The organism is Paraburkholderia phenazinium (assembly GCF_900100735.1).
Taxonomy (GTDB): Bacteria; Pseudomonadota; Gammaproteobacteria; order Burkholderiales; family Burkholderiaceae; genus Paraburkholderia; species Paraburkholderia phenazinia.
This window is the reverse complement of sequence record NZ_FNCJ01000001.1, coordinates 25,557-52,009: the sequence shown is the minus strand read 5'-3', so window position 1 is coordinate 52,009 and position 26,453 is coordinate 25,557. Positions and strand designations below refer to the sequence as shown.

Sequence of the window (26,453 nt, the reverse complement as noted above, 5' to 3'; positions counted from 1 at the left end):
GTGCGATATATGCGCACCATATTCTCGCGCCATGGGACATTCTTGTATGCCGGTGCATGTTAAAGAGGTGCGCGATAAGAGGGCGTTGCGTCAATGTGTCTGCCGAAAAGTCAGGGTTCGAGCGGCTTGCGTCTCAATTAGGCATTAGACGCGGCTTCATAGTATGTCGAGCAGGAAGTCCGATCGTGGAACTTGTTATATCTGATTCGCTAAGACATCGGGTCAAAGTCAAGCCCATCATTCACCTCAAACGCAAACTGCGAGGACGTCGCCGTCGCTGATGGTCTTACTTAGTGGAACTAGGTGACTCGCGCATTCCGCCCGCAAGATCTTCCGCTCGATCGCGATCAATGGCCCGACCGTGTCCAATTAACCTTTCCCGCGTAGCGATCTCGCTTTTATCCGCTATCTCGCGCCGCTCTGGTTCTAACTCATCCAGCGGGTCCAGATCGACGATCTCTCGCGGGTGCTGAGCCACCACGTCGCGCCCATGCACGATACGACGTCTCATACGTTGCACTTCGTCGGAGGGGGGCTCTCAAATCTGCACTGGCGAAACGGAAGTGGCATGTCGATCAAGGCTAACAATGTTATGTTCAGGACTTTGCCGGACGGCGTGATTGTCGTTTGTGGAACGTTTCGGGACGAGCGTGGCAGCGCGGTATCAGTCGAGGAATGAAATGCAGCAATCCGTGAGCGGGAGGCCGGAGAAAACCGACGAACTGGTGCGTGTGGGCCCGGGTGTGGCTTTTCATCGCGACGTCCTTTTGCCGGCGAAGCCGCCGCAGGGGAGCACGTCTGCAACGGACCAGTTGCGCCGGGTGACGCCCGATGCGCAGTCCGGGTTACTTACCTGATGCTGATCGGCAAGCGTCCTGTTCGGACGCCGGAAAAGTCACTGGACGGCAACCGACATCTAAGCATGTCCAACATGTTCCGGGACTCAGGTTTCCTGATACGAACCTACGACGATTTGTTGAACGACGCGCAGCAACATGCCTTGCTGACTGAGTAAATCCGGTATCCACCAGGGAGTCGATAACAGGACCAACGCGTTGACGGAACAGAAGGTGCGGCTGGCAGTTGTCCGATGGCGAGCAGTAGAGCGATGTTGAGTGACGGACACAATTCTGACGGAATCGGCGTGACGGCGTTGAGTCGTTCGCGATACAAGCACACTGAAAATGATCTTCGATATCTCACCCTCCCAGGTTGAATCTCTGAATAGCTTGCAACTGGTCGAACTGTTGCGAAAGCTACTTCATGCCGAAGCGCAAAGTGCCGGAATAGCCCTCCGGGGCGTCTCCGCGCCCCTGCAGATCACCATCGCGGATGGTGGGGAGGATGCTCGGGTGCACTGGACCGGCGGAAATGATGACACCGATTACCTCCCTTGTCGCATGAATGTATTCCAGTCCAAAGCAACAGATCCTGCACCGGCTGGCTGGAGGAAGGAGGTGTGGACAAAGGCCTCGCAGAAAGACGGCGTGCCGCGGGTATTGAACGATGCGGTTTCGGCCGCGATCGCTGGGCGCGGTGCATATATTGGATTTACCTCGGCACCAATCGTTGGCAACAAGCTTAGCCGGCGGCTTTCTGGAATCAGGGAGGGAATTCGGGAGGCCGGTGCGAATCCGGACGATCTGGTGTCCATCACTATCTACGATGCCAACCAGATTGCCGCCTGGGTCTGCCAACACCCGGCCGTAGCGGTTTGGCTGAATGAAGAACAGAACGGCCTTCCCCTAGGCGGATTTCAGACGATCGACGGCTGGGGACGGCGAACCGATTTTGGCGCGATCAAGCTCGTTGATGACGAGGCGCCCCGCTATGCAATCGACGACGCTGACAACGGGAAGGCCCAAACCGGCGACGCGCTGAGTTCACATCAAGCAAGGGAACGGATCTTTGAGCACATTGCCGAGCCGAAGCGGTGTGTTCGAGTCATCGGTCCATCCGGGATCGGCAAGACCCGCTTTGTGTACGAGCTCTTCCGTGACCGGAACACCTTAGAAAGAGCCATCGCAGGTGTGTCAGCGATCTACTGCGACTTTCGGAGCATTGGACAAGAGCGCCTTCACCAGGTTGTCGCGGCTATGGCTGGACATGGCGCTCCGGCGCTAATCGTTGTCGATGAATGCCCGCGTGAGTCTGCGGCCGTTCTGGTCGACATCGTGTCCAATACGCATAGCCGACTTCGACTGATCACTATCGATATCGACGATCGCACGATTGCTGCGGAGAATGTTCTCAATATTTCAGTATCGAGAAGCGATGACTCGCTTGTTGAAGGGATCATCCGGCAACGGGCTCCGAACGCCGACGGTACAACGATCTCGTATCTCAAGAATCTCTGTGGCGGGTTCCCGCGAATCGCCGTTCTTGCCACGGACAATCACTTGGGCGGCATGCCGGCACTTAAGTCGATGGAGGATGTTGTCGAACGGGTCGTGACGGGCTGTGGCCTTGGCGACCGGGATCAGTTACGTGCCATCGAATGCCTGGCATTGTTCGATCGCGTAGGGGCAGAAGGGGACGTGGCCGCACAGCTCGATCTCGTTGCGGAAGGGCTCGCGCGGCAGTCCGGTGACGAAATGTATGAACACCTGTCCGCTGCGTCGAAGCATGAACTGGTTGACCGCCGCGGCTCATTCTTTCGCGCGCAGCCACTTCCGATCGCTGCCTTTCTCGGCGCCAGAAGAATTGAGCTACTGCGCACCGGAACGATCTTGCGGTTCATCGAGTCTGCCCCGAACGAGCTGGTTCGCGCGTTTTTAGAGCAGTGGCGGTATTTTGACCGGACGCGCACCGCCGTAGCGGTGGCTGAGAAGCTGCTAGGACGCGAAGGACGATTCGGAGTGCTGGATGCCTTGAATTCTGAGTTCGGAGCCCAATGTCTGCACGCTTTATCTCATGTGGCACCGGACGCCGCTGCTGAAACTGTCCGGCGAGTTTTCGGCGAAATGCCGCTTGACGAGCTTCGGGAGCTCGGCGGTGGACGGCGTTATCTCGTTCTGGTGCTCGGAAGACTTGTCTTTCGCCGTCAGTCTTTCCATTTGGCGGCCCATCTGCTGATGCGTCTCGCCGCGGTGGAGACCGAGAGCTGGAGTAACAACGCGACGGGTCAGTTCAAGCAGTTGCTCCAGATAGAACTCAGCGGAACCGAGGCAGAACCTTCGGAAAGGTTCGCTGTTGTCGATCATGGCATCGCATCTGGCGACGAGCGAGTCATTAGCGTGTGCGTCGAAGCGCTCGCGACTAGCCTTAGCCGAACATATTCCTCCCGAATCGCAGGCGCGGAGGAAATCGGCAGCCAACCGCCCCTGCGGGATTGGTATCCCAAAACCTGGGATGAGGTGTTCGAATTCCATCGACGAAGCCTCGATACCCTTGAGCGCATTCGCGCAGCACACAGGTCTTTTGAAAGTCGCTACGACGAAGTTCTCGCTGCCAGTCTGCGGGGAACTATCTGCGAACCCCTTATCGCGGACATTGAGGCGGCTGTGCATGGCGTCGCGCAGCGGCGGGGAATCTGGCTCGAAGGAATCCAGGCGGTCGGACTATGGCTCTACTTTGACCGCAATGGCTCTCCAGATGAATTCCAGCAACGGGTGAGGGCTTTGTATGACAGATTGATGCCCACTGATCTGATTCATCTCGCGCTTCTCTACACAAAGTTCTGGGTGAGCGACCTCTACGATCCCGATGTGGAATACGACCGGAGTGACAATACTACTCTGGACTTCGAATACCCGTCACGAAAGGCTAAAGAAGTTGCAGTGCTGATTGCGCAGGACGAGGAGCTGGTGGTGCGTTCGGTGCGCGAAATGGCGTCTCAGGAGCTCAACAACGCCCATCCGTTTGCCTACGAACTGGCCAGGAATGTCGCTGACCCGATGACGACCTTCAAGCTCGCGCTCGATGTGATTCGCGACTCGACTGATCTGGGGGGGGGCGGATTCCTTCGGGGTCTGCTCGGAGGCATCGATGAGCGTGACAGCAGTGTCGCGGATGAGTGCGTCCGGTTGGCGCTCGCCAGCGACGCGTTGAAGGCGAGAGCCATCGAAATCCGGATGGCCGTGAAAATCTCGGTAGAGCGCCTCGTTGAAATCGTCGAGAGCGTCAAGGCAGGTACCCTCGCTGCGACTCAGTGCGTCTATCTGTCTTACGGACAAGGGCTCGCCCACCTGAAGGCCGATCAGATCTTCCCGTTGGTCGACGAACTGGCGAGCAACCACAAAGGGGAAGGTGCCTGGTCTGCCCTTGAAATCATCTCGATGTATCAGCACACTCGAAGTGATTTCGATTCTGGTCTGGTCGACCGCGCCAAAAACATTCTCGCATCACCGACGCTTCTTGGGGAAGTCAGGCGCGGCAACCGGGACGGCTACCTTTTCGAAAGCATGGTCAGGTCGATTCGCGACCACGCGGGGCTTGATGACCGCTGGGTGGAAAAGTTGGGCGAGCAGTTTGTTCGTCTCTGCCAAGTCGGCGACGGCGAGGTTTTCGATGCTCTTGATGATCCGGTCCGGAAAATCGTCAAACTTCTGGTCACCGAACGGCCGCTCGCGCTGTGGCAGGTAGTCGCCCGATTTGTCGAGCGCGCTACCCCGACCGAGCGAACTCACCTGACTCGTCTGATAGGTCAATCGAGGCGGGGTTATCGTCGCGATGGAGATAGCGAGAACGGCGCAGGTCCCTTGTTCGGTACTCCCGAGGCAGAGTGCTTCGAGTGGGCGGATGCCGATGCGCCAACGCGCGCGCCGTTTCTCTGCGAATTCTATCCGCTCTTCGAAAAGGATGATGCCGGAAATACCGCCTGGCATCCGGCCATGGAAGGGCTCGCGGCCAGATACGGCGAGCACGCCGCGTTTCGTGACGCGCTCAACGGTCGACTCCATATTGGCGCCTGGTCGGGTTCATTGGTCCCTTATCTGGAGGCCTATTTCGTTCCGCTCGAGAGCTGGTACGGCCATAGAATTTCCGAGCTTTCCTTTTGGGCGAAGGAAACGCGCCGCAAACTCGATGAGCGCATCGCATGGGAGAAGAAGATTGAAGGAGCGGATTCCGATTCATGACGGCGGTGACCTGACTGGCCGATCAGTCGATGAGGTGCTTTCCATCGGCCGGTTTTTTGCGCAACAGGCGCTGGCCAAGAGTCCATTCGCCCGTTTGCGATCCAGGTCCGATGATCGTGGGTCGATGTTTCATTTTGATCGGCGGAATCGACGTCATCACGGCGAACTCGTCGCGGCCTGCGCAGGCGGGCTGGTTTTACGTGTCAGGATCAACGAATAATGGAAACGCTCCACACTATCGCAAGAATTTCCGGTAAACGGCGGGCCGTGTTTCGGGTTCCTACCGTCACGCGCGGCCACGTCTTTATGTCCGTCGCCGATCCTTCTGTTCGCAAGGCTGTGGTCGTCGAGGTAGACGCAACCCGCTTTCTGGAACTCTGGCGGCAGCCATACAGCAGCCATCCCGAAGTCGCGCATCTTGGCCCGAAAGACTGGCCGTCCGACTACAAGTTTCGTCATGCCGAAGCTGGTTTCGCCGAAGGTGAATGGAATCCGGTGCCGCTCGCTTCTGTTTCGTGTGGTGTATATGTTGAACAGGTAAAGATAGTGAGGTCTTATTATCTCGGTATTCGAAAGAATGTTGAGTGGCGGGAAGGGCCACCTTCGAACCTGCTCGGTTTCACGAATGGCATCACGCGAACTATCTGGCTACTCACGGCGGGCGTACGCGTATTCCCGGTTGAGTGCGGAGCGGAAGATGCGGCGTTGCTTCAGCGGCTGGCAGGGCTGCCAGGTAGCGTCCCAAGGACAGTTGCCGATCTTCTCCCGGAGCCCACCGATGCGCAATATTTCGAAGAATTACGGGCTGATGAGGAGCGCATCCGGCAACGCTACGCAATCAGGTAGCCCGTTATCTTGTCGGGAAACCACGGGGATGGCCAGGTCTCCAGCTGAACGCAACTGCGAAGCTGGGCCGCGTGTCCGGGAAGCTGGTCTGGCGTAATCGACCTTTTTGTACAATTTCTGGCGGCGACTACCAGTCAATGCGGTGCTTTTCCTCGGTTTCGCGGTGGCGCTACTCGTCCTGCTTATACAGGTAGGGGTTGCTGCGCGACAGATCGGCGTGATGTTGAACTTTCTCGGTCTTAGGCATGCGCACCGCTAACGACGCCTGTTTCGGCCAGGCCAAGTCAACTCTCCAGTAAGTTCGCTCAGCCCGTCGTCCTCGACGACGCGGGCGCCAAACCGCGTCGTCTCGACTTCGGGCAGGTCTTCTTCCGAGAACCACAGCAGCGCAACGGTCGTGTCGGACTTCGCGTAGTGGCGAGCAAGCTCGCTGAGATCGAGCCCCTTGTCCCAGTTCTCGAACCAGATGTCTTGCGCCACCTCACCAGTGTCCACCTGGCTTACCCCACCCTCACGCAACCGATGTGCCACCGAGCCAGGTGGGATAGGCGACTTTGGCGCTATCCAGGCGCCGACCTTACGCAGCAACGTCGAGCGAGCTGCGTATCGTATCGCGCCGCGCTCCATGGTCACGTATGCGCAAGGCACGTCCGCGAGGTTCGCATAGCGTGACGCAGCAGCCGGGAACGAGGTACGGAATTGGCTGGCCATGTACTCAAGCACATCCAGCGAGGGCTCAGTCTTGGGCACCAGCGCCCTCCACTGCACGTAGGGCATCAGCAACTCTGCCGCGAAGATGTCGCACATTACCTCGTTGATGTGACGCTTCGCGTACGACCACGAGGGAACTTCCTCGTGGCTCGAAGGTAGCTTCAATTCGATGTGGGCAATTTCGTGGCAGATGGTGAAGCGTTGTCGCTCCTCCGGCTCCAACGAGTTCACTGTGATGACGTGCTTGCCATTGGGCTTCGTGATGGTATAGCCAGACTCGCCTTTCCCGAGCTCTTCTTTGACGACCTTTGCATTGGCGGCTTTCACGTAGACCGACAGGTCGTCGCGCACGTCCTTGATCTCCAGGTCGGAGATGAAGTTGCGGGCGCATTGCTGAACCTGGGCTTCGTCCATAAGGTTACTCGTCGTCGTCTTCGAACGCGCGCTTGATGCGGGTGATGAGCGTTGCGGGGTCCGGGCGAGCATTGCCGCGATGGCGAACACCTGCGGCCGCGGCAAAGATGTCGACCGTGATGTCCGGGTGGCTCAACACGTAATCCACCAACTCTGCGTCGGCATCTGCATGATCGACAAGCCATTTCACTATTTCAGCGTCGCGTTCGGCAGGCTTGAGCACCTTAAGCAATTTACCGATCAGTTCCGGGGACGGGCTGGTTTTTTCGCCGGTCTCCAAACGATGAACGTATGCATGATCGACGGATGAGAGTTGAGCCATCTCTCGAAGTGAGAGCGTCCGTCGCTCGCGAAGCGTCCGAAGCGCAACGCCTAAGCCAGTCTGTGCCACTGAAATCTCCTGAATGAGCGAGTGCAGCAGACGCCGGGCGGAGCCTCGCGCTGCCGCCGCAATCATTGCCTAAAAGCATAACAGGTCGCGGGAAGCTGCGCCCCATCCCACGGCATCGCATGTTGTGCTACTATGTTGTCCAGCCAGACAACGGAAGCCATAAAACCCTTATTCCTTGTCGTTAAGTCCGTCTGCTGGCATTGTTAGGCCGCGTTGTCTGTATAGAACAACAGACTGTGCCATAGCGTGGCCCTGGACGCAACAACTTGCCAGTAGGACCCTGTATGACGACGCAGCAACAGTTTCTTGACTTCCTCTGGGAAATCGAGCCGTCAGCCTCGACGGTAAACACGTGCTCTAGTGCGCACAACACGCTGCGCGAAGCACTGCGCACCGACAAAAACCTCTCGAAGCTGCACGTTGAGACGTTCCTGTCGGGCTCCTACAAGCGCGACACGGCCATCCGGCCCCAGAAGATTGGCGGCATCCTTCAGCGTCCGGACGTCGACATCATCGTGGTGACCAGCCACTCCGGGGAGGATGATCCGCACGACGTCCTCGACGCCCTGCATCAGGCGCTTGTCGATGCGGGCTATAAGAATCTGAAAGTCAACCGACGCTCCATCGCGGTGCCACTGGCTGGCGTCGACATGGATGTCGTCCCGGTTATCGAGGATGGAGACGCCTACCTCATCCCTGACGTCGAGCTGAAGAGGTGGCTAACTACGAATCCAAGCGCCCACACGCAGTGGACCGTCGATGTTAATCGCGGCGCGGGTGGCCGTTTCAAGCCCCTCGTGAAGATCGTAAAGTGGTGGCGCCGGTGTCACCTGTCGGCTCTGCGCCGACCCAAAGGCTTCATCCTCGAGTGCCTGGTCGCCAAGCACATGAGCTGCTCGCAGGTGAACTACGAGACGCTGTTCGTTGAGGCGCTGGAGAGCATTCGAGACGCCTACAGCCTTCATGTTTTGCTCGGCCAGGTGCCGTTCGTGGAGGACCCGGGCGTGCCAGGCAGCAACGTGTTCTCGAACGTCACGATCGAAGAGTTCAAGATCTTCTACGACATGGTGAAGGAGCACGCAGTCTTGGCGCGCAAGGCCAAGAACGAGACCAATGATGACGAAGCCCTGAGGCTGTGGCGTGCAATTCTCGGGCCGCGCTTCCCGGCTGCCGCAGGTGTCAGCAAGTCGGCGGCATCGTCGCTGCTGCGCCCCGCGGTTGGCGCGGGCCTCACCTTTCCCGCAACGCCGGTCCTGCCCAATAAGCACGCGGGGTTCGCCTGATGAGCTTGCTGGTCGACCAGCCCCAGCGCATGGCGCGGGAAAAGCGGCTGCTTGATGCCCTTGCGCACGAGGTAGCATGGTTTCGCATGCAGGGGTGGCGAGCCACCACCAACGGCGAGCTGGAGTTGCGCTTCTCCCTGACGCTGCTGCACGGCACCTTCGACGGTGTGCTGGTCTATCCACGCTACTTTCCAGATGTCCCAGCATTTATCCGCCCCCAACGGCCGGGTGAGTCCTGGAGCGGACATCAGTACCTTGGCAGCGGCGTGCTGTGTCTGGAGCGCGGTCCGGACAATTGGGACCCGAGCGTCACTGGAGTCGAGCTGGTGCGAAGCGCGAACAAGCTGCTCTGGAGCGAGGTATTGCAGGTAGCCTTGCACCGGACCCCGCCAGCTCCATCGCGACATCACCAAACGCTTGGGCAGGCTCTGCGTGGTGAAAGCCGTCGGTTCCTGGTGACGCCACAGTTCGTCGAGCGGCTGGCGACCGCATCGGGCGGGCCGGCGTGGCCCATGAAAACCGCGACGACCAGGCGGGGCGAGTGCGAGTTGACCTTTGTGACCGAGGTGGGCGATGACGCGACGCAGCGACTGACCGGCATGCCGGTCTCGCTCGGGGCCAATACCGGCAGCGGCTGGGCCATCTCAATGTCGAAGACGCACAGCTCCAAGGTCACTACGCTGGACGAACTGGTGGACCTTGTCAGCAATGGAGGGGGGATGATCGCCGAGGTGAGCAACAAAACGATCGCCGTATGCGACACCCAGCACCACGTCCGCGCCTTTTTCGTGCCTCCGGGCGAACCTGTCCCGGTGATCGAACTGGCCGTCATCGACGCCAGCGCAAGCGAGCAGGCGCGGCTGCCCCCAGCGTACGCCAAATTGGGTGCGCTGACGGTGACCGTGGTCGGCCTCGGGTCGCTGGGCAGCAAGGTCGCCGTCTCCCTGGCCCGTTCAGGCGTGCGCAGGTTCGGGCTGATCGACGCCGACGTGCTGCTGCCGCAGAATCTCGTGCGCAACGAACTCGACTGGCAGGGCGTAGGATTCGCGAAGGTCGAAGCGGTTGCCGAGCGCATTCGTCTTGTTGCACTGGACGCCAACGTGGTAGCACTGCCGTTCGAAGTGGCTGGCCAGGAAAATCCGCTCGCTGTAGCCCGGCTGGCCGAGCTAATCGGCAGTAGCGATCTGGTCATCGACGCAACCGCCAATTCGGATGCGTTCTTGATGCTTGCCGCTGTGTGTCAGCGCGCACAGGTGCCGCTGGTCTGGGGCGAAGTTTTTGCCGGTGGCTTCGGTGCACTGATGGCACGAAGCAGGCCGGGTAGGGATGCTGACCCGCTAGGCATTCGCACCCACATCTTTGGGGTCATGGGAACCATGGAGCCTGTACCACACGCCGAAGCCAACCGCTACGCACTAAACACCGATGACAAGGTCCTCGTTGCCGGCGATGCAGAGGTGAGCTACCTAGCCTCCGCCATCACTGCTTTTGCCTTGGACGCGGTCTGCAGCGATGGCGAGTCGGAATACCCGGTCGCTGCCTACCTTCTCGGGTTCAAGAAATTCTGGGAATTCAAGCAGCCGTTCGACACCATCCCTATCCAGTGCCCCGGCCCGGCAGGTGTGGGTGCTCCAGCGCCATTGACTGATGATGAGGTCGCCACCATCGGCGAGCTCCTGAACGCCGTGAACGGGGGCGCAGGTGCTGCGGGTAACGGTTCCGCCTGAGGTACGGGAGCTCCTCATTGCTGCTCTCCGACGCGCCGGACATCGGGAGTGCGGCGGTGTGCTGCTCGGCGAGCACGTCGGCACGAACCACTTCGTCGTCCGCAGTCTTACGGTGCACCAGACTGGCGCTGTCGCCACGTTCGTTCGCCGCCTGGGCGGAGTAGTCAAAGCCATCAAGATGTACTGCCGTTCGCATGGCGACAACTTTGGGCACTTCAACTACCTCGGCGAGTGGCACTCGCATCCGCTTTTCAGCGTGCAGCCCAGCCCGAAGGACCACTCCACCATGCGCGAGCTCGCGACAGACCACCGCGTTGGGGCGAACTTTGTAGTGCTGCTCGTGTTTCGGCTTAGCGGCCAGCAACTCGAAGGCAGTGCGCATACCTATCTGCCTGATGGCAGCGTGCACCTGTCAAACCTCGACCTGGAGGGTATCGAATGAAAGCAAGTCTGTTGGCAAACGAGTCCACTGGCGGCGCCATCGCACGGGAAGGGTTTGGGTATCAGGACGCTTTTGTGCTGCAGCACCTTCCTCGCTGGCTTGCGCAGGGCGCATTCAGTCACGTCGTGAGCGAGGCGGTTGGCGATATCGAGGTCTGCTACTTCGGCATGAACGGCATCACCGTGCGCACTTTCTTTGAAGCCAAAAGCTACGCTCTATCGTGGAGCGTCTTCTGGGACGAAATCCGCCAGTTCAAGAAGGTCCACGATACGTCGCCAACTGAGTTTCCGCGCTTCGTCTTGGTGTGTCGCGATTTCAACAGCAACACATCGCCCCTGGTCGCCATGATTTCACGCCTGCGCGGAGTGGGCTCTTCCTACGATGCAAACTCGCCGATGCTGGCCCAGACTCGGGAAGAGATCATCCAATGGATCGTGGATAAAAAGCAGCCGCGTGAGCTGGCCCAGTTCGTGGTCGACCGGGTGGACTTCGTCACCTATGCTGACGAGAACGCGCATGCGGCATTCTCCGGAGAGATCGAATGCTGCTTGCCGAGCATCAATCTGCGCGCCAAGGACGCAGCCGCGTTCCGGGAGCACTGCGTTCGGCTGGTGACGCGCTCAGGGCGTGGACCCGTGATGCGCGGGGAGATAGAGGCTGCTTTACTCGGAGTGCTGGCCGGCGACACCGCGATCTGGGAAAAAACACCGACCCTATTGAGTCTGGCCGATGTTGCGTCGGTGCATGAACTTTGTCTCATCGTTGAGCCGTTCAACGGGCCTGCCCGCGCGACGTTAAAGATGACTGACTGGCAGCACCTTTCCGCTCGCGCGGCGGCAATTGGCGAGTTCATCAAACGCAGCCGCCCACGCTCTACGATCGCTCTCTCAAGCAAGCAGAGGATTTCGCTGGCTTGTTTGTTAGGCTACACGTTCGGCGCCACCAAAGGTTTCATCCTCGACATCGAACACAACGGCGCGCACTTTCGAACTGACGAGCACGTGCAGGAGACGGCCCCGTTCTTTACCGATGGTTTGTCCCGCGGCGACGACGGAATGAAGGAGGGCGTGGTGAGTATCGCGTTCCCGACGAGCGCTGACGCGGACGTCGCAGTTGCGATCGCGGGGAACCTGGCGCGGGCGCCGCGTCTGGAGCTCACGAGCTCCGATGTAATTGACAGTGCGCTGAAGCTGAATCGGGCTGTGGCGGAGGCCAAGTCTGCCTTGGTCGAGTTCCGCTCCTGTCACCGGCTTGACGTGATCCATCTCTTTATCAAGGCGCCATCGCACTTCGCAATGATGCTGGGGCATCGCCTCAATGCGGTCGGCTGCATCCAGCTCTACGACTGGGTGGACAATTCGTACGTGGCAACTTGCCTGCTGACACCCTGATGTACCGGCTGGCCAGGAGCAATGCATCCAGCGCTCCTAGTCGAACTGGCCCGCACCTGACTTGCCCTTACGATGGGAATTGCATGGCTGAAGCTGTCCCCGATACCGTGCCGCGGTCGATCCTATCCCGATTCGCTAGCTATGACCAATGCACTGCCCGATCAGCAGGAATCGAAATGACGGTTCACGAGCGATTGAACTCGGTGGTTACGACTCTATTGATACGCAACTTATGATATTGATCGTATTCGACGATGTACAGAAAGTGTCGAACATGCTGGGCTTCCTTCTGCATCGTGCTTCGGTGCAGCCGACGCTCGGGGGCTACGCTTCCAGTGGCACGTGTGCCGAAAAGCAGATTTTCTTAACGTGTCGGTATAGTGCTAGGCGCCCAAGGCGCTTCAATGGCGGACTCAAATGACGGACTTCTTTTCGGATCAGGATAGAGAAGCTCAGCGTTGCCTTCAGGCCGCACTGAATGAGGAGCCACGCGCAAAGCAGTTGGAGAACTTAGCGGCGGCGCTCATTGGCCAGTTGCTCGGAATTGAAGTCGCCATCGCGAAATCCGGATTCCAACATGGCGCGGATGCAGGTCCTGCAGGCCGCCAGGGTCGACGATTTCGCATCGAATGTAAGAAATATCGGGAGACTACATCTAACAAAGATCGAGAGCTTCTAGGGGAAATCGATCAAGCCGTCGCTCGGGATGAGGCCATCGAGGCGTGGATTCTGGTCGCGACTAGGAGTGTCTCCGAGCAACTTCGACAGGATTTGGAGCAGCACGGCGAGCGCCTTGGCGTGCCCGTCATCATTTTCAGTTGGGTTGACGACAGACTCTCCACGCTCGCGGCCCTCTGTGCGTCCGATCCGGATATTGTTGGTGAAATTTTCTCCGCCGACGCTGGCGAACTGGCTCGCAAACTAGCTCCCCTCGCCGGCGACGCAATCGAGGAAATCAAACGTGATCTCCAATCGTGGAGCCTTGGCTTTGAGTCGCTGAGGCTGAAGTCGCACCGTAAGCTCGACGAGATATGGAGATCGTCGAGGGTTTCAAACGCTGAGCTTGGTCAAGATGCGGCCGGCGGCGCGCAGTCCAAAAGGATTAAGCGGATCGCCGTCAGCCAAGCGCTCGACGCCTGGTGGATAGGTCGCGCTCAAAACGACGCAACAATGGTCGTCGTCGGACCCGACGGTGTAGGGAAGACATGGTCAACGCTCGACTGGATCGTCGACCACACCTCGGAGCATCCCATTATCTTCGTCGTGCCGTCGTCGGCCGCCGCTGCCTTGAAATCGGTGTCCGAGATGGCGGTTAAGCGCTTCTTCGCCGAGCGTTGCTATGAGCTGACCGGGCAGCGAACCGTTGATCACTGGATTCGACGACTCGATCGACTCCTCGCACGACCGACCGATGAAGGTCCCGTGCTCACTGCTGTCTTCGACGGGATCAATCAAGAACCCTCGGTGCCATGGGTTCAGGTTCTCAAGGTGCTCCAAGGACCAACGTTCGCTGGCCGCGTACGGTCCATTGTCAGCACCCGCCCTCATTTCCTGACCGATAGACTAGCCAATTTGAAAGGCTTGGTCGAGCCGGCCGTCAAGGCGACCGTCGATGTTTACGGAATCGAACCCGGCGGGGAACTGGATCAGATGCTGGACCTGGAAGGATTGACGCGCTCCAGCCTGCATCCGGATCTGGTCGATCTGGCACGCACCCCACGGCTATTCAAACTCGTCATTCGGTTACGAGACCGGCTGATTGACGCTGACAAGGTTACGGTCCACCGGCTGCTTTGGGAATATGGACGAGACAGCTTTGGCGAACGCGCGGGCAGATCATTTAGTGACAACGAATGGCAGCAATATCTGCAGGATATTGCACTCGAACTCAGAAGCGGCGTCAGCGCCTTCACGTTGAAGACGCTTGGCGAAGCGGTGAGTCGGCCGGATCTCACTCCTGGCGAAGTCTATGCACGCCTGAGTGATATTGTCGATGGCCGGTTTACTCGTGCCGGGCCAATGGGGAAAATTGAATTTTTGCCTGAGGTTGTCGCCCATTCGCTGGCAGCCGCTCTGCTCACCGAACTCGCGACGCGTAACGGCGAGACCTACGACGTGATTGACGCAGCACTGTCCCAGTGGCTAGACCCCATCGCCGGACTCGATCAGCGTGCTGAGATACTGCGTGCGGCCGTGGCGATCCTGATCGAGCGGGGTGACCCGACGGAAACGCCGATTGCGGGCGCGCTGGTCACGTCCTGGCTTCAAACTCAGAACCTCACCGATCACCATCGTAGCGAGCTTGCAGCCTTATCGGCGAACCTGGTTAGTCCGCTACTCGATGCCATCGAACACTCTGCATCGCATGCTCAGGCGTCTGCAAGGATCTGGGCCACCAGCGCGTTGCGTGCCATTCCTCGCACTGATGTCCCGGCCCGGACGGCCATCGTAAAGCGGACGATGTCCTGGCTGCGGATCATTTCCCGAGGCGTTCGCGACAGCGACGTCGGTAACACCAAGGATTTCGAAGAACATCGAGCACAGCGTTTGATCGACCACGTCGGCGTCGACAAATCCGGTCCTTTGACAGTCTTGGGTCAAGCGATGATATTCGTCGACCTCGACGAAGGCATTCTTCACGAAACGATTCCATCGATTCTCGACGGATTTCCATTAGCGGCGGCAGTCCCATTGATTGAAGTGGCGACAATCAATGAAACAGTTGGGCAAGGGAATGCCGGTTTGGACGGCCTTCGATGGCTACTCGTCCTCAACGAAGCCGATCCAGAGGCGACGGCCGAGGAGCTTCGACGGCTCGCGGCGGCGATCCAAGGGCGCAGTCCTGAACATGGAATTAGTCCCGATTTGCCAGCGCGACTCGCCAGACGCCTGCTTTTCCTCACCGGATACGAAGCTGATGAGATCGCAGCTCGGGACATCGACTCTACACTCGATGGAAGCTGGTGCTACGAAAGCGACTATGTCGCGTCTCCCGCGACGAGCGTGTTCCCGCTTGAGCGCCGGCATGCAGACGACGTCCTCTCCGACGGGGCAAGGCCGCTCCACGCGCGTCTTCGGCGAGCGAAGCCATTTTGGCTGAATCCGAACTTCAACCCGCCCGCGTGCGTGGTCGCGGAGGTTCGCAGTGCCGCAAGCTCCATCGATGCATCCAAGCTTGACAGCGCCGGAGGCAACACTGTTGAGAATCACGCTTTCGAGGAGATTGAGCCTGTCCTCGCTCGCTGCGCCCCCGATGTTTTGGCGGACATAGGTCGGCGTAAGCTGCTGACGCTGCAGGACGCAACGCGTGAACAAAGATACTGGCGGGCTATTCGCGCGACGCATCAGCTGATAATTTCAGACGAAGCGTCTCGCGATTCAGCGAGCGCCCTACGCACAAAATTCGCCGAGAGCGACGAGGGAAACGAACTCTATGCGGCAAGCCAACTGCTGATCGTCGAAGTCCAAGGCGAGGATTGGTTGACCCAAGCGACGCGCATGATTGAAGCCGGTCTCAAGACAGTCCTAACCGACTTCTCTCATGTGGTTTCGGTGCCAACTCGGGAGGCCGGGGATGCACTACTCGATCGTTTCGGACAGGGAACTCAAAAGCAGCAGCACGACCTACTCTGCGTTCTGTCCTTTTACGGCTCAGCGTTGAGCGATCGCATATGGAGCTGGCTGGAAATAAAGGCCCGGGGCGATGACCAGGTGGACCGGGGAATCGCATTCCGGACGCTCGAACGTGCCGACGGCGAGCGCTTCGGCCGACTTCTGATCCAGTGGGATTGGACATGGAAGGGCGAGGAGCACTTTTGGGTCAACCACTACGGCTCTGGCGCGCTGATTTCCGGCGCGCCTTCCGTGCCGTTCGAGCAGCTCGCACCGCGCATCGCGCCATGGCGCCTACTGGAGGCAGCGCGATTGCGAGGCAGCGACCCGGTAGACATTCGCCTCGCAGTTGCGATTTTTGGGGACGTACTGACCGCAGGCGCGGTGCCCGAGCCAGATCCGGGATCCGACCTCACGATCGAGCTTTCTATGTGGCTCGAATACCCTTCGTTTTATACCTTGCAGCTACGAAAGGGCGAGAACACAAGCGATGATCAGTTCGCAACGTTCCGGGAGGCTCAAGATCTGGAGGCTCAACGGCGCGCCTGGAAGCGTGCGACCGAGACAGCGCGTCAGCGTATCGACGACGCCCGGGCAGCCGGTGCAAGCCTCTATCTTGCCAACATCAACGTTGATGACCTCACGCCGGTTTGGACACACGCGCCGGAGATCTTCGACCATTGGATTGAGGGCTTTGATCGGCTCACCAAGGACTTCAAGCGGCGCGTCCGCCTAGCCGAAACAACCTTCCTTGCTATTTGCGAAACCCTCTTGAACCATGACCCGGGCCGTGGAGTCCAGCTTTGGCATGCGCTAAGGCAACTCATGGCAGTGCAACACATCGGGGAAGGTGGTGTGGACGAACTCATTCACATCGCTTTTCGAGCCACGGATTCGTCAGCTACCGACACGTTACGGACATCGCTGATCGATCTTCACAGGTGCTCGACCGACAAGGGGCTGGGTGAACTCGCCTTCGCTGCGATTTTTAATGGCCGGCGCCGCTGGCTTGAGGCGCAGATTGAGGTCGACCGCAGATCACCGTATGTCTGGCGTCAGAAACGGGCGATCGTCCTCAGCGGTTTTCTCACCGGTGACGACTCAGGAGCGATGGATGACTGGCCGGTCGGTCCTGCTCGAAGCTCGATCGAGGAGATGACGCGAAGCGCAGCGCGACGGCGTCAGAACGATGCGGTGGCCCGCCACTGGTGGCGCGCCTTCCTTGCTGCGCAAAGCAGTGAAGATGCATATGCCACGTGGGTTCTCTTCCTGCAGACGTGCGATCGACGGTCATCGGTTTGGCTTAGCCGCGACGTAACAGCGTCGGACGATATTGGTGAGTTACGCGACGAAAAAATTGCACATGCCTTGATCAATCGATCATCGATAAAAAAACAAGCTGAATCGCGCGACAAGAACCTCAACGAGACGTTCCTAGGCCAGAGGATTGTCATTGGCGTCGCTCCATGGGGCATCGACGCGACACGGCGGGATTAGCAGACTGCGTGTGATGGATCGGCCTGAAGCGATGTCTGGGCCTCGGGCTAACTAATGCGAGCTCAGGTCGCCATTCGATGTTCGTAGTAGGGGGAGCAAGCTAAGCGTGCGTTTATGCGGCCACCGCTATCAACTCGCGGACAATTTTTTATGCGAGTCGGCAAATCTACCCGGAAAATGACCGGTTTCGATTCTTCGACCTGCGCCTCATTTTGAGTCATGGGCACGATCTGCTGTCCGCATTGCTGCGGCCCTAGGCTTGGCCGGGATTCAATCCGTGCGTGAGCAATTCGATATCTCAGTGGGTAGCGCCGATGGGGTTGCGGCGATGAACCATATTATGGTCGACGAACGCAAAGCCGCCTGGATACCGCGCTTACGCCAGCATCTGGACGAAGGGCGGGCGGTAATTCTGGTTGGCGCCATGCATCTGCCCGGTCCTAGCGGGCTGATCAACCGGCTGCGGTCGGCTGGCTATACGGTCAAGCCGATCTTCTGCTGACCCAGGCATCCGCAGGCTAACGCGCCCCGGGAGATGAAGATATGAAATCGGCGGACGGGAAGAGGATACGGCGCCCGGCGTCGTATTACGACGCGAGCGGCGATCTGCGGTGGGTGGTCGCGCAGCACATTGGCGTGATGCGCACGTGGAGCGCTCGGGGCGCGTTCGGCAGCGGCGGAAACCGATGTTCGTCGTCGCAGTGTTGCCGGTTGGCTAAACCGGGAGCTGTGACGTTGCATTCTTGGATGCAGTGCAGTGTGTAAGCGTAGTTCGTCTACTCGGCCACCTCCGGGTCTAGAAGTCCAAGTCGCGGTAGCGCCCGCGACCAGATGTAATCGAGCAATAGTACGAGGTCGGGGCCAGAGATGCTGTTGCGGGGCGTTCGGACCATGATTTCATCCTGCCCGCGCAGTTCGTGGACGGGGTGGTCTCCGGGGCGACCTGAAACTCGATAGTGGTAAGCACTTCGATGCCGGCGTCTTGTCCAACGTCGAAATGCTTGGCGGCAGTGGCAAGTTGAAAGCATACGTTCATCCACGGACTGCTTTCGCACAAGAACGTACCGAAGTCTTTTTTACCCCGAATGATGCGGCCCGCGAATTCGTTCAGGCGATTGAGCTCACCTGCCTCGCGCAGCGCCTCGTAGACCCAATCTTTCATCTGCCATGCGGTGGTAATCGCGTTCATGACCGCGTACGCACGCTGCTCTAGGTCGTCGGGGGGATTATTGTGGAGTTCCAGGGCTTCGAAGTTTAGTTTTCTGTAAAGATCGGCGGGGGTCTGAAGCGAGAACGTTCGACGGTTTGGCAGGGCCATGGAATCTCCTATCGGTAACGGCGATGACGCAGCTATTGCGGTCTACGATTTTCGCGTGCGCGAAAACTCCCCCGCGAACTGTCGTCCCCGGCTGGTTAAATCGGTAGCTACGATAGGCTGTTCAGGGAAGCGTGTACATGGGCATCAAGAAAGCCGGCGCAGCCATCGAGGCCGACACCCGCGAGCCGCTTCTGTTACGGATGTTGATCCGCCTGGCGGTCGCAGCCGGCGCGGTGGTGCGCCTCGCGCGCCTGATGGTGTCGTGGGCAGCGCCGCAGGATCGAAACTGCCGCGCGGGTGCTGGATGCAGCTTCGTACCCGGGAGTCGACGGGCTTGAGTATCAGCAGGCGATCCGGGAAGAATGGACACGGTGAACCCTGAGACCCCTGCCCAGGATCTGGTTCAATGACTAGCATTGCCTGCGCCACCCGCCGGAGAATCCGCCGCGTACCGTTTCCCGCACCCGTGTCCCGCGCGAGTCAGAGGAGGGTGGTGCAGGACAATCCGGACCTGCCGGTGGCCTTCGTCGCCGATACACTGGTTGCGATGGCCGAAGCGCGCGCACGGACATCCATCGCGCGGCCCGCCTCGCCGGCCTTGGCGGCAGCGAGCTGGGCATCACAGCCGGCCCGTCGTCGATGAAATTCAAAGCGTTCAGGGCAAGGTCCGAACTCGCCACCTACTCTGACAATTCGTATTGTCGGAATGGTGTCTAATGGGTAAAACCCGGGACAACGCCGCTACGGCCCGCCCAGAATGGCCCGCGGGCCGGTACACTGGCACCATTTCATGTGTAGGCAGGACCATAACTGTGCGACTCATCCAGAATGGCCAGGAGTATCGCGAAGCTCGACAGACGCTCCTCGATCTGGCTGGACTTGACCCGGCGCCCGGCACGCCGGACGACGACCAGTTGTTCGCACTGGCGAGCGGCGTCGAACGTTACGAGATGGAGCATGTTCTGGGTCTACCCGCTGGCGCCCGACGAACGATGGTGGCGAAGCACAACTGGAGCGCTGACGCTTTCGGGTCTCGCCGGTTTCTGCAACCGGAATGGGAACGACGACGGCTCCGGTTCGCGCTGGGTCTGCATACCCCCCTGACCCAGGACGATCGTCAGGTTCTGCAGCGTGTCGTGCCCGTAAGCGAGGACGCAGGCGAGCCGTGTGCCGTGCGGATAGCGGACGTGCCCCAGCCCTTGCAGGACGAACTGAGGGAGTGGTGGCGGATGTGGTGCTTGCCATTGTTCGACCCGGATGGCTGCGGTGACTGCATTTATGCATGGGATTGGTCGGACTGGCTCAACGGGCAGAGTCCGGATCTCCCTTAAATCCCGATCACTGCGGGAGTGCAGTGGCAGCATTTCCCCCGGGGGCGAGCCATGACCGTGCGTCTCATCGAGAACGAAGAAGATTATCGCGAAGCGCTCGGGACCGTCTCGGCGCTGATCGATCTCGCCAGCCAACGGTGAGCGCGAATTTAAAGCATTGTCCACCCGCTGGCTGAGACGCTCCCTATCAGCGGTACCTGGATGGACCAGCGCTCCGACTAAAAGTGCCAGTTCCTGGCGGACGAACACGTGTACGATACTGTATAAATGTACAGGTTTTCAGGTATGCCATGTCCCCCAAAACCATTTAGGCTGAGGAGATGCACCCGTCGCTCAGTTATTCCCCCCGCCTCCGAATACATACTTGAGTCGAGGACAGCATCGATGGAGCGCGCCCGTTCACCCGGGGGCGCGTATCTGCTGAGCGGCCGCGTCAGTGCGATTCACGATCAAGCTCCAAAAGTACTGTATAAACATACAGTAATTCTAGCGCAAGATCTCACGATTTCGGATGAGCCGCCGAGATCCCCCGCCATGCGGTGTGGCAGCGGTCGGGCGTCAGACCGTCAAGCGGGTGCTGGTCTATTTGAATCACGGGCTGACAATAGAAGCTGGGCGCGCTGGAAAGTGTGGGCGTCGAGGAGACGTCGATGTGTGAGCAGACCGCCGATGCTGGATTTTCATCAGTGGCTTCGAAGAGCAAGAAACTGGTAGTGCCGCGCAAAGAAAGCGGTGCAACTTGGCCTTTGTGGCGATTCAATGGTGTTCGATGTATCGGGCTACCGATGGACCCGAATAATTTGCGGCGTTAATCAACGAACGGGTGCGAGCCCTGAGGAAAGTTGATATCGATTAACATAGCCAGAAATTTCAGGAGGTTCTATAAATTGATCACGCGTATTAAACTGCCGATCGCCTCATCGTTCCGAGAGGTCTATTTAAAAAAAATTCCTCCGTTTGATGTTTTCATGTGGAAAATGTGGGTCTATCAAGCACGTGCAGACGGACAGCTCGGTCATGTGATTCTGCAATGAACGCAGATCTCCACGAAAGCATTGGCTTGACCACCTTCATTGCCATTACGAAAAACAGAAAGGGCTGTGCCGGTCCATCCAGTCGAAGCTGTGATTCCACCACGCCCAATGTCCGCCGTCATTTGGATTTTCGTTTGGCGGGCCAGGAACAAGTACGATCCGGTCAGTGTGGATGCTCTTGTGCTCCGCGGGGCGCAGGCAGCCCTTCTGCTTCCCGTTCCATCGACGAGCATACGACGGAGCCCATACCCCGGCCGCGAACCTTGCCAGAATCCTCGTTCGACGCCCCCTGCTACATATCTTGGCACGGACTTCAGGGGCGCATGCAGCCTGCGCGGGGCCGTCTTGCTGGATTCTGCCATTCTGCCGTGGCTCAGAATGACTGCTTTGTGGAAAGGCCAGTGGCGGAAACGGGTCGCGTGCTGCCGATCGCCGTCAAACAGGGACCGGCCATGAGGCGATGGTCATGGTCGGATAGTTGATTGACTGTTCGTGATGCAGGAAGGACGTCCGCGAACTTCAGGCAACGCTTCGGACGTGTCATTGAAATGTGATTGAAGCGAATGCTCTGATGGCCGATCAAGCCGCACTTCTTACGAGACAAACTTGCGTGTCGCTTTCCTGTATGGCACCCCGGCGAGGCTGACTCCGCCAGCGGCTTGTATCCTCGTGTTGCACGGCGTAGACTGAGAATTGACGTGGAGATGGCATTCCTCCATAACCGCCCGCAGGGGCTAATGATGCCTACAGGCCTGGGTTAGGGCACTGTGGGCACGCCTCGACTTGCTTCGTTTGTCTGAAGCGCGCGCCATCGTCAAGTTGGCGTCCCCTCCCAGTTTTCATCACCGTACCGATAACGTCTGTCCGCCTCACTGATTGCAGTCGAGCGCGCGGCTGGACGTTGGAATCTCTGCTCAGACTCCATCGCGCCGCGTGGAACTAGTATCTCGCGCGGTCGACGGAATCTGGTTGCAGGCGCATGTGCGGCTGCCAAACAGGAAGGGGGTACGCATGGTCTTTCACAGCATCCTGTTCGAAAAACCAGAGGATGGACCAGAGCGCGATGACGTGCCGGAGCCAGATTTTTTTAGCGATCTCAATCTCGACCAGATTGTCTCGGCAGTCACGATCGGATGGAACGACTACAACCTGAAGCCGTTCTTCTATACCGAGCTGTCGCGTGAGGACGCGATCATGTATCGGCACGAGGTCATGCAAGACCTCGACGAGGCTGATGTGCTCGACAGCATCAATGCTTTCGCCCAGGGCATGCGCAAAGTGCGCGAGCACCTGCTACAGGCGGAAAAGCTCCACTACCTGCTCCAGAAGCAGTGGTGGTTCCTCGAAGCGGTCGTGGTCTATTGCGAAACACTTGCGGCCTTTGCCCGGCATCTGCCGCTGGCGGCGCCCACGTCGAAAGGACTAACGACGTTTCATCAATACCTGACTGGATATGTTGCATCGGAGCGCTTTCAGTCTCTCGCACATGACGCGGACCATATCAAGAAGCGCCTCTCTGCGATTCGATATTGCGTGCTCATCAAGGGAAACGCCGTCACGGTACGCCATTACGATGCGGAAATTGACTACAGCACCGACGTTCTGCAGATCTTCGAAAAATTCAAGCAGGGGGTAGTCAAGGATCATCGCGTCGAGTTGCGTGACTGGATGGACATGAATCACGTCGAAGCCCACGTCCTGGATTTCGTCGCCCAACTGTACCCGCATGAGTTCGTGGAGCTCGCCACATACTGCGCGAACAACTCGAGCTATCTCGATGCCACGATCCGGACGTTCGATCGCGAAATCCAGTTCTACTTCGCATACCGCGGCTACATCAATATCTGCGAAGCGGCGGGCCTGTGCTTTTGCTACCCGCGCGTGTCATCCCGCAGCAAAGCTGTGCGCTGCGACGAGACATTCGATCTGGCGCTCGCGCACAAGCTCACGAGCGAAAACGCGCGGGTCGTCCAGAATGATTTTCATCTCAATGGCGAAGAACGCCTGATCGTTGTGTCGGGTCCTAACAACGGCGGGAAAACGACCTTTGCTCGCACCTTTGGTCAACTGCATTATCTGGCGAGGATCGGTTGTCCAGTTCCTGGTCGCAACGCGACGCTCTTTCTGTATGACCGGCTGTTTACGCATTTCGAACGGGAAGAGAATACTAAAGATCTGCGTGGCAAGCTTCAGGACGACCTGATGCGCGTTCATCACATCATGACGCACGCTACGTCGCGCAGCGTCATCATCATGAATGAGATCTTCAGCTCGACAACGCTGACTGACGCACTCTTCCTGAGCAGGAAAATCATCGGCGAGATACTGGAGCGCGATCCGTTGTGCGTTTGCGTGACCTTCATCGAGGAGCTCGCGCACCTCGGCGAACAGGTCGTGAGCATGGTCAGCGAGATCAAGCCGGGGGACCCGGCTTCCCGCACCTACCGGGTAAGAAGAAAACCCGCTGACGGTCGTGCATATGCGGTGTCGGTCGCAGAACACTATGGCCTGACCTATGACCATCTGAAGGAGCGGCTCGGGCTATGAAGGCATATCTCCTCTACAGGGACCGCGACTTCAATATGCGCCGCGAGGCCGAGTGGAACGAGCCGGCGCTGGTGCAGGACCTGGAACTGAACACGCTCTATCAGACGATGGCGCAGGGCGACCCGTTTCTCTACGACGTCATCAGGCGGGTCGTCCCGGTCAGCTCGGTCATTCTCGACGAAATTATCTGGCGCCAGACCATTCTCGACGACTGCATCATTCACGAAGCCACCGTGCGACAGCTCTACGCCATCGCGATCGAGGCGATCGAAACAGAGCGCAAGAGTTACTACAGTTTCTTTTCGTCGTCAGCCAGTTCGGTCTTGTACGGTGCGCGGGAAATGATCCAGCAATTTGTCGGCGTGTTGAAGACGCTGAGGACGGTGGCGGACTCGCAGGCCGGGCAGTTCCAGTCAGAAGGGTTTGCCCAGTTTTTCGCGATGATCCAGCGCGAGTTGACGGACGAGTATTTTGTGGCGATCCGGCAATGTCTGAAGGAGCTCAAGTTCGGCGGTGGAGTGCTGATCAGTGCCGGACTGGGTACGGGCAACAAGGGAATCAACTACGTGCTGCGCAAACCGCACGAAAAGGATCCTAATTTTCTGAAACGGCTGCTCGCAAAACGATCGCCCTCGTTAACGTTCCGTATTGCCGATCGAGATGAGAATGGCGCCCGTGCATTGGCAGAGCTTGAGGCGCGGGGTATCAATCTCGTTGCCAATGCGCTTGCGCAATCAGCCGACCACATCCTCAGCTTCTTTACGATGCTGCGCACCGAACTGGCTTTCTACCTGGGGTGCGTTAACCTGCACAACGAACTGACACGGCGGAATCTCGCCATGTGCATTCCGGTTCCGCGGGAACGCATTGAAAGACAGCACGCCATCGAAGGGTTGTACGACGCGAGCTTGGCGCTGCGCTCCGGGCGCGCGCCCGTCGGCAATGACGTGCACGGGGACGGCAAGGAACTCATCGTCATCACGGGTGCCAATCAGGGCGGCAAGTCGACGTTCCTGCGCGCGGTTGGACTGGCGCAGATCATGATGCAATGCGGAATGTTCGTCACGGCGGCGTCGTTCTCGGCGAACGTGTGCGACGGGATCTTGACGCACTACAAGCGCGAGGAAGATGCATCAATGAAGAGCGGCAAGCTCGATGAGGAACTCAAGCGAATGAGCGAAATAGTCGAACACATCAAGGAACACTCACTTTTGTTGTGCAACGAATCCTTTGCCGCAACCAATGAGCGCGAGGGTTCCGAGATCGCGCGACAGATCATCGTGGCGTTGCTGCAGAAGCGCGTAAAAATCGTATTCGTGACACACCTGTACGCGCTGGCTCACGGGCTGCATGAGCAAAAGACGCAGGGCATGATGTTCCTGAGAGCGGAGCGGCGAGCCGACGGAGAGCGCACATTCAGACTGACCGAGGCCGAGCCCTTGCAGACCAGCTACGGAGAAGATCTGTACAGGCGGATTTTTCTGTCACAGGGTGATGAGGAAGCGCATGGCGAGTCCGCCTCGGCGGACCTGTCGAAGGTCGGATAGCGTGCCGCCTGTCGCGCAGGCATCAGTCCGGTCGAACACGACCGATGCATTCGCCATTTCCTGATTGCTGTAGCGGACGGAGCCGGGACGCCGTCATGACGTTCTTTGCCTGCATGTCTTTCCCTCAAGCGGCAACAGACTTCGGACCAGTTCGGTCCATCCGCTGCACCAGCCGATGGCGCCAATGAGTGCGCCCCGATCTTCGTCCGTATCGGTGCCCCGCAGATCCCATCGGAACGCGTTCTCGAACGTCGAAAGGTGCGCGAAAATGCTGACGATGTTTGCATGCTGGGACTTTGCGGTTTGCGCGCCTTCACGCTCCATCGCCTCGATCAGATGCAAGCGGCAAAGGACGGGCGAATCGGTCCCTGCGCACCGGCCGCATACATAGGGGAGCCATCCACGCCGGTTGTCCGCGGCGAAGCGCACGGCGTTCGTCATGTCCCGTCCCTGCGCCAGCCGATCGGGTGGCGCATTGCCTTCGGAGCGCTCGTGGTAGCCGAGGTCGCACAGATGGCACGGGCCGGGCGCATGCAAGAGGTGCCGCGAGACACGGCTCGGGACAAGGCTGTGGATGCCACGATCGTCCAGGACGTGTATCGCGCGACGCATCAGTTCCCCATACAGAATCGTGCACCCGTGAATCAGATGAGGGCGGAATGCTGCTTCGACGATAAAGAAGGCGAGGCTATGGCGCGAGCACAGGCCCCAATGCGAGTAAAGGCGCGCGCGCACGCCGGGGTCCATGATGCTGCCCTGAATAAACCACCAGAGGAAATCCACTTCACCGTTCGATAGCACGAAGGTTCGCGCGGATTCGGCGTTACCTGCTTCATGCAAGGCATCGTCTCCCGGATAGGTCGTGACCACGCATGCGCGTGAAACCCGAAACGCCGGCACGCGAGATGCAATTTGGGTAAGCCGGGGAGAAGTTGCGCACGTCAGAATGCCCAGATTACGAACAGCGAAGCAAACCCGGACAGAGGGGTGTTGCGACTCTACAGCCCTCCTCCGGGGAAATGTAGGCATCATCAGCCGCAGCATATGCAAGCAGCGATTCAGGGAGGAATGCCATCTCCCGTCTCGACGCATTCATTCTATTCACCGCGTTCGCACTTTGCAACGCGTGCAGCGGCAAGCTCTGTCGCGAGCCTTTTGATCAGAGCTTTCGGTCAGGAAGGGCGAACCGCCCTGCACTTTCCTTGCTACACTGAATGCACCGGAGATGGCATTCCTCCCCGAACCGCCGGTCAAGTCCGGCTGATGATGCCTACGAGTTCCTGA

General features: G+C 58.8%; 18 protein-coding genes and 3 riboswitches. Of the genes, 13 read left to right on the top strand and 5 right to left on the bottom strand.

What is annotated here, in order from left to right; all coding sequences use genetic code 11:
* Positions 1 to 680 precede the first annotated feature (680 nt).
* The gene (locus BLQ92_RS39800; RefSeq protein WP_176860720.1) at positions 681 to 857 is read left to right on the top strand and encodes a hypothetical protein; all 177 of its coding nucleotides are present in this window, start codon (positions 681 to 683) and stop codon (positions 855 to 857) included.
* Positions 858 to 1,184: 327 nt separating this feature from the next.
* Positions 1,185 to 5,078, top strand: a complete 3,894-nt coding sequence (locus BLQ92_RS00205; protein ID WP_090680324.1) for a hypothetical protein — start codon at positions 1,185 to 1,187, stop codon at positions 5,076 to 5,078.
* A gap of 22 nt (positions 5,079 to 5,100) precedes the next feature.
* Here BLQ92_RS00205 and BLQ92_RS39795 read toward each other — a convergent pair whose 3' ends face one another.
* Entirely contained in the window at positions 5,101 to 5,238 is a 138-nt protein-coding gene (locus BLQ92_RS39795; RefSeq protein WP_176860719.1) for a hypothetical protein, read from the bottom strand.
* Between the two features lie 59 nt (positions 5,239 to 5,297).
* Between BLQ92_RS39795 and BLQ92_RS00200 the strand changes: the two genes are divergently transcribed.
* Positions 5,298 to 5,924, top strand: a complete 627-nt coding sequence (locus BLQ92_RS00200; protein ID WP_090680322.1) for a plasmid fertility inhibition factor family protein — start codon at positions 5,298 to 5,300, stop codon at positions 5,922 to 5,924.
* A 255-nt stretch (positions 5,925 to 6,179) separates the two neighbouring features.
* Here the strand turns inward: BLQ92_RS00200 and BLQ92_RS00195 are convergent, their stop codons facing one another.
* Positions 6,180 to 7,049 carry an ImmA/IrrE family metallo-endopeptidase gene (locus tag BLQ92_RS00195; protein ID WP_090680319.1) on the bottom strand — a complete coding sequence of 290 codons (870 nt, stop codon included), beginning with the start codon at positions 7,047 to 7,049 and terminating at the stop codon, positions 6,180 to 6,182.
* A 4-nt stretch (positions 7,050 to 7,053) separates the two neighbouring features.
* Entirely contained in the window at positions 7,054 to 7,440 is a 387-nt protein-coding gene (locus BLQ92_RS00190) for a helix-turn-helix domain-containing protein (protein ID WP_090681809.1), read from the bottom strand.
* A 284-nt stretch (positions 7,441 to 7,724) separates the two neighbouring features.
* Between BLQ92_RS00190 and BLQ92_RS00185 the strand changes: the two genes are divergently transcribed.
* From BLQ92_RS00185 to BLQ92_RS00160, 6 genes are all read left to right on the top strand, one after another.
* Complete coding sequence (locus tag BLQ92_RS00185) at positions 7,725 to 8,723, top strand: SMODS domain-containing nucleotidyltransferase (protein ID WP_090680317.1); 999 nt, start codon at positions 7,725 to 7,727, stop codon at positions 8,721 to 8,723.
* Positions 8,723 to 10,450 (top strand): ThiF family adenylyltransferase, encoded by a 1,728-nt coding sequence (locus BLQ92_RS00180; RefSeq protein WP_090680315.1) that lies wholly within the window; start codon positions 8,723 to 8,725, stop codon positions 10,448 to 10,450. Before BLQ92_RS00185 ends, BLQ92_RS00180 begins: the two co-directional genes overlap by 1 nt.
* Positions 10,425 to 10,892, top strand: a complete 468-nt coding sequence (locus tag BLQ92_RS00175; RefSeq protein ID WP_090680312.1) for a M67 family metallopeptidase — start codon at positions 10,425 to 10,427, stop codon at positions 10,890 to 10,892. Before BLQ92_RS00180 ends, BLQ92_RS00175 begins: the two co-directional genes overlap by 26 nt.
* The gene (cap4, locus tag BLQ92_RS00170; protein WP_090680309.1) at positions 10,889 to 12,283 is read left to right on the top strand and encodes a CD-NTase-associated endodeoxyribonuclease Cap4; all 1,395 of its coding nucleotides are present in this window, start codon (positions 10,889 to 10,891) and stop codon (positions 12,281 to 12,283) included. Before BLQ92_RS00175 ends, cap4 begins: the two co-directional genes overlap by 4 nt.
* Positions 12,284 to 12,700: 417 nt before the next feature.
* Positions 12,701 to 17,392 (top strand): hypothetical protein, encoded by a 4,692-nt coding sequence (locus tag BLQ92_RS00165; protein WP_090680307.1) that lies wholly within the window; start codon positions 12,701 to 12,703, stop codon positions 17,390 to 17,392.
* 277 nt (positions 17,393 to 17,669) lie between these two features.
* Positions 17,670 to 17,894, top strand: a complete 225-nt coding sequence (locus BLQ92_RS00160) for a TraB/GumN family protein (RefSeq protein ID WP_218133025.1) — start codon at positions 17,670 to 17,672, stop codon at positions 17,892 to 17,894.
* A gap of 294 nt (positions 17,895 to 18,188) precedes the next feature.
* Here BLQ92_RS00160 and BLQ92_RS00155 read toward each other — a convergent pair whose 3' ends face one another.
* Positions 18,189 to 18,710 (bottom strand): hypothetical protein, encoded by a 522-nt coding sequence (locus BLQ92_RS00155; RefSeq protein WP_090680305.1) that lies wholly within the window; start codon positions 18,708 to 18,710, stop codon positions 18,189 to 18,191.
* Positions 18,711 to 18,847: 137 nt separating this feature from the next.
* Between BLQ92_RS00155 and BLQ92_RS00150 the strand changes: the two genes are divergently transcribed.
* The 4 genes from BLQ92_RS00150 (at position 18,848) to BLQ92_RS00135 (ending at position 25,169) form a co-directional block, all read left to right on the top strand.
* Positions 18,848 to 19,048, top strand: coding sequence for a hypothetical protein (locus BLQ92_RS00150; protein WP_090680303.1), 201 nt, complete (start codon positions 18,848 to 18,850; stop codon positions 19,046 to 19,048).
* Between the two features lie 474 nt (positions 19,049 to 19,522).
* Entirely contained in the window at positions 19,523 to 20,041 is a 519-nt protein-coding gene (locus tag BLQ92_RS00145; protein ID WP_143016481.1) for a hypothetical protein, read from the top strand.
* Positions 20,042 to 21,766: 1,725 nt separating this feature from the next.
* A riboswitch (Fluoride riboswitch) is annotated at positions 21,767 to 21,829 on the top strand.
* A gap of 257 nt (positions 21,830 to 22,086) precedes the next feature.
* The gene (locus BLQ92_RS00140; protein ID WP_090680298.1) at positions 22,087 to 23,622 is read left to right on the top strand and encodes a MutS-related protein; all 1,536 of its coding nucleotides are present in this window, start codon (positions 22,087 to 22,089) and stop codon (positions 23,620 to 23,622) included.
* Positions 23,619 to 25,169 (top strand): MutS-related protein, encoded by a 1,551-nt coding sequence (locus tag BLQ92_RS00135; protein WP_090680295.1) that lies wholly within the window; start codon positions 23,619 to 23,621, stop codon positions 25,167 to 25,169. The genes BLQ92_RS00140 and BLQ92_RS00135 overlap by 4 nt, the downstream gene beginning before the upstream one ends.
* A 93-nt stretch (positions 25,170 to 25,262) precedes the next feature.
* Here BLQ92_RS00135 and BLQ92_RS00130 read toward each other — a convergent pair whose 3' ends face one another.
* Positions 25,263 to 26,039, bottom strand: a complete 777-nt coding sequence (locus BLQ92_RS00130) for a hypothetical protein (RefSeq protein WP_090680293.1) — start codon at positions 26,037 to 26,039, stop codon at positions 25,263 to 25,265.
* Between the two features lie 145 nt (positions 26,040 to 26,184).
* A riboswitch (Fluoride riboswitch) is annotated at positions 26,185 to 26,257 on the bottom strand.
* A 124-nt stretch (positions 26,258 to 26,381) separates the two neighbouring features.
* A riboswitch (Fluoride riboswitch) is annotated at positions 26,382 to 26,449 on the top strand.
* Positions 26,450 to 26,453 lie beyond the last annotated feature (4 nt).